At 68.7% G+C, this 6,971-nt stretch carries 7 protein-coding genes; 3 read left to right on the top strand and 4 right to left on the bottom strand.

Annotation, left to right across the window (positions count from 1 at the left end):
* Positions 1-112: 112 nt before the first annotated feature.
* The gene (locus DFQ14_RS21275) at positions 113-610 is read right to left on the bottom strand and encodes a GNAT family N-acetyltransferase (protein WP_338072645.1); all 498 of its coding nucleotides are present in this window, start codon (positions 608-610) and stop codon (positions 113-115) included.
* A 60-nt stretch (positions 611-670) separates the two neighbouring features.
* On the opposite strand from DFQ14_RS21275, the gene pdxR reads away from it, so the two are divergent.
* Positions 671-2,128, top strand: coding sequence for a MocR-like pyridoxine biosynthesis transcription factor PdxR (gene pdxR / locus DFQ14_RS21270; RefSeq protein ID WP_114455116.1), 1,458 nt, complete (start codon positions 671-673; stop codon positions 2,126-2,128).
* A complete protein-coding gene (locus DFQ14_RS21265) occupies positions 2,125-3,216 on the top strand; it encodes a D-alanine--D-alanine ligase family protein (protein WP_114455121.1) in 1,092 nt (363 codons plus the stop codon). The genes pdxR and DFQ14_RS21265 overlap by 4 nt, the downstream gene beginning before the upstream one ends.
* A 119-nt stretch (positions 3,217-3,335) precedes the next feature.
* Here DFQ14_RS21265 and DFQ14_RS21260 read toward each other — a convergent pair whose 3' ends face one another.
* Entirely contained in the window at positions 3,336-3,917 is a 582-nt protein-coding gene (locus DFQ14_RS21260; RefSeq protein ID WP_246195503.1) for a DUF3515 domain-containing protein, read from the bottom strand.
* A 118-nt stretch (positions 3,918-4,035) separates the two neighbouring features.
* Positions 4,036-4,269, bottom strand: coding sequence for an Lrp/AsnC ligand binding domain-containing protein (locus DFQ14_RS21255; protein WP_114455115.1), 234 nt, complete (start codon positions 4,267-4,269; stop codon positions 4,036-4,038).
* A 92-nt stretch (positions 4,270-4,361) separates the two neighbouring features.
* Between DFQ14_RS21255 and DFQ14_RS21250 the strand changes: the two genes are divergently transcribed.
* Entirely contained in the window at positions 4,362-5,327 is a 966-nt protein-coding gene (locus DFQ14_RS21250) for a thiamine-phosphate kinase (protein WP_114455114.1), read from the top strand.
* A 93-nt stretch (positions 5,328-5,420) separates the two neighbouring features.
* Here the strand turns inward: DFQ14_RS21250 and DFQ14_RS21245 are convergent, their stop codons facing one another.
* The gene (locus tag DFQ14_RS21245; protein WP_114455113.1) at positions 5,421-6,767 is read right to left on the bottom strand and encodes an MFS transporter; all 1,347 of its coding nucleotides are present in this window, start codon (positions 6,765-6,767) and stop codon (positions 5,421-5,423) included.
* Positions 6,768-6,971 lie beyond the last annotated feature (204 nt).

The raw sequence follows: 6,971 nt of genomic DNA, 5'->3' as shown, positions 1-6,971 counted from the left end.
GCCGGCATCTGGCACAACTGGGCCACCGACACACCCCGCAAACGATCACTAATCGCCTACGACCACTAACACCAGCTTCACGGAATCATTCATCTAGAACCGGGTTCCGCGCTCACGGCTCCGGCGGGGACTTCACGAAGTGCAGTGAGGAGATCACGTAGCCGCTGCCGAGGTAGCGGCGATGCGCATCGTGCCGCTGGGTGCCGGAATCGAGGTGAATCTGCGTGCAGCCCAATCGGTGCGCTTCGGTCTCGATCCATCGCAGCAGTGCTCCCGCATGCCCCCGACGTCGCATGTGCGGCATCGTGCTCAGGTCGTCCACATACAGGTAGCGGCCCCAGGCCAGGCACCGGCCGAACCGGAAACCGGCAACGGCGACAGCGGCTCCGGAAGTGTCGAGCGAGGCGACCAACCGGTATCCGTGTGGACGTTGCTCCTGCACCAGTGCCGCGAACTCCTCCGGGGAACCCAGGTGCGGGCGCAATTCCTTCATGGGCGGGTAGGCGCGCTCGACGGTGTACTCGTCGAGTTCCACGAGGCTCGTGATTGCTTCGGTGAGGATGGGAGGGCGAGAGTCGCGTTCGGTGGGGGAGAGTTCGCCGGGGGGCATGCCGACCAGCATCGTTGCCGAAGTGGCATCATCGAAGGGCCAATCGGGGAGTATTTCGACATGCCACATGCCGTGCCGGCGAATTCGCCGCTACTCGAGCTCGCCATCGCTCTCGACCGTGACGACCGGCGTCCGTTGGCCGTGCAGCTGGCCGACGCGCTGCGCCGCGCCGCGACACACGGCCAGGTCCGCGGTGGGGACCGGTTGCCGTCGACCCGTGCGCTCGCCCGCCACCTCGGTGTGAGCCGCACCGTGGCGGCCGCCGCCTACGAGCAGCTGCACGCCGAGGGCTGGATCGTGGGCAGGCACGGTTCCGGAACCTACGTCACGGCGACGCCGACCGGTCCGGCCAAGGCCGGAGAGGCCACCCTGCTCCGGGCCCGTGAGCCCTCCGAGCCCGAGGTGAACCTCACCCCCGGTGCGCCGTGGGCGGAGGGGATCGACCGTGCGGCGTGGCGGCGGGCCTGGCGGGCGGCCGCCGATACGGCCCCTGCCTCGCTCCCGCAACGTGCGGGGATGCCCGAGTACCGCGCGGTGGTGGCGGAGCACCTGCTGCGGCACCGGGGGCTGGTCGTCGAGGGTTCCTACGAGGACTCGGTGATGGCCACGGGCGGCACGACGGCAGCCCTCACCGAACTCGCCTCGACCGTGCTCCGGCCCGGCGACCGGGTCGCCGTGGAGGAGCCCGGATACCAGCGTGCCGTGGGCGCGCTGCGGGCCTCGGGAGTCGAGGTGGTGCCCGCACCGGTCGACCACGCCGGGATCGTGGTCGAGTCCGTCCCGGGCGATGTCCGGGCCGTTTACTGCTCCCCGGCCCATCAGTATCCGATCGGGGGGAGACTGCCCGCCGACCGGCGGATCGCGCTGATCGAGCGCGCCCGCACGCACGGCTGGCTGATCGTCGAGGACGACTACGACGGGGAGTTGCGCTACGATGTCGCCCCGCTGCCGGTGCTGGCCTCCATGGCGCCGGATGTCGTGGTGCACCTGGGTACCACCAGCAAGATCCTCACACCGACCCTGGGGGTCGGCTGGATGCTGGCGCCCCGACACGTCGCCTCGGCGGTGCTCGAACACCGCGACCGCACCGGAACCCGGCCCGCCCCGGCGGGGCAGCGGGTTCTGGCGGAGTTCGCCCGCCACGGCGATCTCGGCCGTCATCTGCGCCGCCTGCGCCGCGAGCTGTCCCGACGCCGGGAACTGATCGCGCGGCGACTGGCCGAATCCGGGGTCGCGATGTTCGGTGACCAGGCCGGAGCCCATGTCGTCCTTCCTCTGCCGGACGCTGCTACCGAGCAGCGGGTGGTCGAGCGCGCCCGGCGTCACGGCCTCGTCCTCGACGGGCTGCGGCGGCATCACCTGGGGGCGCAGCAGTGGTGCGGACTGGCGCTCGGTTACGCCGCATGCGCACGCGGTGACTTGGAATCGGCCCTGCCGATCCTGGTGGATTCGGTGCGCGAGTGCCGACACGACAGTCGGCGCGAGCGCGTGGACGGGCGGGTATGGTCCCGCTCATGACACGGCGCAAGACCAGGGTGGCGGTCGTTTTCGGCGGACGCAGCACCGAACACGGCATTTCCTGTGTGTCCGCGGGAAGTGTGCTGGCGCATCTCGACAGGGAGCGCTTCGACGTCGTCCCGGTGGGCATCACTCGTGCGGGTGCATGGGTGCTGGGCACCGACGATCCGCGGGAACTGGAGATCCACGATCGCACGGAGCCGGAGGTGACCTCCGGTACGGCGCTGACCCTGCCCGGCGATCCGACACGGCGCGATCTGGTGCTGCTCGAGCCGGGCCGGGGTGGCGAGGTGCTGTCCTCGGTCGACGTGGTCTTCCCCGTGCTGCACGGGGCGTTCGGTGAGGACGGCACCGTCCAGGGGCTGCTGGAGATGGCCGATGTTCCTTACGCAGGTGCCGGGGTGCTGTCCAGTGCGGTGGCGATGGACAAGGAGTACACCAAGAAGCTGCTGGCCGCCGAGGGTCTGACCGTGGGGACCTACGAGGTGCTGCGCCGTGACCAGCCCACCCTGGACGGTGCCCAGCGGGAACGGCTGGGCCTTCCGGTGTTCGTCAAACCCGCCCGGGCGGGGTCCTCGCTCGGGATCACCCGCGTCACCGACCACGCGGAGCTGGATGCGGCCATCGCCGAAGCGCGCCGCACCGACCCGAAGGTCATCATCGAGTCCGCGGTCACCGGCCGCGAGGTCGAGTGCGGGGTGCTGGAGTTCCCCGACGGCCGCGTCGAGGCCTCGCTGCCCGCGGAGCTGCGGGTCACCGGTGAGGCCGAGTGGTACGACTACGAGTCCAAGTATCTCGACGACGTCACCGAGTTCGACATCCCGGCCAAGATCGGCGACGACGCGATCGAGCGACTGCGCTCCGCCGCTGTCACGGCGTTCCGTGCGCTGGACTGCCAGGGGTTGGCGCGGGTGGACTTCTTCGTCACCGACCAGGGGCAGCCGATCGTCAACGAGGTGAACACGATGCCGGGTTTCACCTCGATCTCGCTGTATCCGCGGATGTGGGCCCAGACCGGGGTGGATTACGCCTCGCTGCTCGGCGTCCTGATCGACACGGCCGTGGCACGCGGTACCGGCCTGCGATAGAAAGTGCACGGATTGGCTGGCGTAACGGTGCCGGTTGACGCCGTGGAGCGGAAGCGGATGACGCCGCTTACTCGACGACCGGTATGGCCAGAACAACCGTTTCCCGATCCGGGCGAGTCCTACGGGAAGACCTCTTGCTTGGGGAGGGTCCTCCCGAGGACGCGCGACAGCGTCTGCACGGGCCCGGTTCCTGCCTCCTGCGGCACGGTCAGGGCCACGTACACCGGGCGGTCCACCGCCAGCCAGGTGGTCAGATCGCCCTCGTTGATCGAGAACCAGTCGACTCCGGAGACGTTCGTCAGGTGCGAGGTCCGGGTCAGCTCCGCCGGGGCGTCGATCCCGCACCGCAGGCTGACCGGGTCGTGCTGAGCGTCGCCCCAGGCGACCGCTCCGGGCGGGGCCGGTTGTGCCAACTCCCGCCGGGGAAGCTCGGCGCCGTCGACGGGTAGTTCGCGCGGTAGTGCCGCGAGCACCGCCGCGCAGTCCGACGACTGCGCCTGCGGTGCCGGTACGGGCGGCAGTGCCAGCGGGCCGTGCCGACGTGCCTGCTCCGCCGCCTCCGCTGTCTGCTGCCGCTCGCCGTGCACGTGCCTGCCGACGAGTCCGACCGTGACGACCCCGGCGGCCAGCAGCACTCCGAGCGTGATCGCCACGATCGCGGCCCAGCGCGGCACTGAGGAGGTCGATTGCTGCTCAACCACGTCAACCACTACAGCACGGCCGAAAACCGGCAGGTGAACCGGTCCCGGGCACGGTGGTCCAGCTCATTGCCGGACGGCGTCCGGACGTCCCCGCCGCCTTTCACGAGGAGAGACAGCATCACAGGTGCACCACGGGACAGGTGAGGGTGCGAGTGATGCCCTCCACGTTCTGGATGTTGGCGACCACCATCTTGCCGAGCAGGTCCACGTTCTCGGCTTCCGCCCGCACGATGACGTCATAGGGACCGGTGACGTCCTCGGCACTGAGAATTCCGGTGGATCCGGAAATCTCGGCGGCGACGCCGGCCGCCTTGCCGACTTCCGTCTGGATGAGGATGTAGGCCTGAACCATGGCATGCCCCCTCGTGTCGCTGAAAAGGAAGGTAGGAAACTGAAAGCTACCTCATTGGACCGAGCGCATGCTCACAGAAAGGGAGGACTCGGTTGGGTCCGGATTCGTCGCAGGACGCACAGACCGTCTCCGAACTGGGTGAGTTCGGCCTCATCCACCGGGTGACCTCCGGCCGCGCGCAGTCCTCGGGGACGTTGCTCGGGCCCGGTGACGACGCCGCCGTGCTGGCGGCTCCCGACGGGCGGGTGGTGACGACCACCGACCTGCTCGTTCAGAACGTGCATTTCCGGCTGGACTGGTCGACACCACATCAGGCGGGACGCAAGGCCATCGCCGTCAACCTGTCCGACATCGCGGCGATGGGAGCGGTGCCGACGGGGTTGCTGGTCGGGCTGGGATGCCCACCGGACCTGCCGACGTCCGTCGTCGACGAACTCGCGGCGGGAATGTGGGAAGAAGCCCGCGGCGTCGGTGTGGATATCGCCGGGGGCGACATGGTGACCGCCACCGCCCTGACGATCTCCGTCACCGCTCTCGGTGACCTGCAGGGACGGCTGCCTGTCATCCGTTCCGGTGCAAGTCCGGGGGAGGTCGTCGCGGTCGCGGGAAGGCTGGGATGGGCCGCGGCGGGATGGGCGGTGCTGGGGCGTGGATTCCGGTCCCCGGTGGCCGTGGTCGGGGCGCACCGGGTTCCCGAGCCGCCGTATGCGGCGGGGCCGCAGGCCGCGGCGGCGGGGGCCACGTCGATGGTGGATGTCTCGGACGGCCTGCTGGCCGATCTCGATCACATCGCGGAGGCGTCCGGGGTCGGCATCGACGTGCGCACCGACCTGCTGGAGATACCACAGCGGCTTGCCGAGGTCGCCTCCGCGCTCGGCAAGGATGCCCGGCACTGGGTGCTCACCGGAGGGGAGGACCAGGCCCTGGTGGCCACGTTCTCGGCGGGGCAGCCCCTGCCGGAGGGATGGACGGCGATCGGATCGGTCATCGAGGGGCAGGGCGTCACCGTGGACGGCGCGGACTACGGACAGGAGCAGGGCTGGCAGCACTGGCGGTGACCTGTTTTCGACGGCCTCGGTGGTGTGGTGCGGATTTTCGGGGGCGGGTCCCCGCCGGGACGGTGACACGCTCGGCCACCGCCCCGGCGCGGTTCAGCTCGTCGCGGAGGTTGCCGTCGTGCCGGGGGCGGCATACCCCTCGTCCAGCGGCTTACCCGCCGTTTCCTTCATCAGCAACACCGGAATGATCCCGAGTGCGGCCGCGGCCATCAGGTAGTAAGCGGGAAAGAAGTCGTTCCCGGTCACTTCGATCATCGCTTCGTTGATCAGCGGCGTGGTGCCGCCGATGGCCGACGTGGCGATGTTGTAACCGATGGAGAACGCCGCGTAGCGCACCACCGTCGGGAACATCGCGGGAAGGGTCGCCGCGAGGGGCCCGATGAGCTGGACGTGGCAGAGCCCGAGCAGCATCAGCCCCAACAGGGTCGTCGCCCAATTGGCCTGGGCGATCAACATGAAGGCCGGGATGGGCAGCACGATGAAGCAGATGCAGGCGGACAGGAACACCGGTTTGCGGCCGACCCGGTCGGAGAGCCTGCCGACGAAGGTGATCAAAGCCAGCATCATGATGATGACGGCGATCAGCGGGATCAGCGCGCCTGCGTCCGTGATGCCCAGCGTCTGTTTGAGGTAGGTCGGCATGAACGTCAGCAGCGTGTAGTTGCCGACGTTGATGATCACGACGATGCCCATCAGGATCAGCAGCGTGCGCCAGTGCCCGACGAGCATCGCCTTCAGCGGGGACTTCGCGATGTTGTGCGACTGCTCCAGGTGTTTGAACGCCGGGGTGTCCTCCAGCTTCTTGCGCAGGTAGAGCCCGACGCCGCCGAGTGGTCCGGCGATCAGGAACGGGACGCGCCATCCCCAGGAGTGCATGGCCGGATCGCTGAGACTCAGGATCAGTGCGGTGGGAACCAGGGCGCCGAGACCGAACCCGACCAGCGTGCCGAACTCCAGCCAACTCCCGTAGAAACCACGGCGCTTGTTCGGCGCGTACTCGGCGATGTAGGTGGCGGCACCGCCGTATTCCCCTCCGGTGGAAAAGCCCTGCAGCATGCGGCACAGCAGGAGCAGGGCCGGTGCGGCGTAACCGATCTCGCTGAATCCTGGCAGGAGCCCGATCGCAAATGTCGAGCCCGACATCAGCAGGATCGTGACCGCCAGGACGCGCTGGCGCCCGATCCTGTCCCCCAGAGGTCCGAAGAAGAGGCTGCCGAGCGGACGCAGCAGGAAGGACAGAGCGAAAACGCCGAATGCCGACAGCGCCTCGAGTGTGGGGTCGTTTCCGGGGAAGAATGCGGCGCCGACGTAGGTCGCCACGTAGGCGTAGACGCCGAAGTCGTACCACTCGGTGCAGTTACCGATGGCCGCTGCGGCCACCGCACGCCGCAGCAGGGACTGTTTTTCGGGGGTGTCTTCAGCAGTGTCCGATGCAGTCATGAGCTTGGGGCCCACCTCCGAGGCATGCCGTCTTCAATGCGTGAAGGGATTCGCGAGTACCCGGAACTTAGCCGAATGAACCATCCGAGGCCACCAAAAGCGTCTCCTCGGATTGTTTCGGTCCGATTTCGGAAGGTGCGCGTGCGACCGTTCCCACTGCGGCGGCCGATCGTGGGCGAGCACCGGCCTCGGCGTCCACGCGAA

The organism is Halopolyspora algeriensis (genome assembly GCF_003337235.1).
In the GTDB taxonomy this organism is placed as follows: Bacteria; Actinomycetota; Actinomycetes; order Mycobacteriales; family Pseudonocardiaceae; genus Haloactinomyces; species Haloactinomyces algeriensis.
This window is presented reverse-complemented; position numbering and strand designations above follow the sequence as displayed.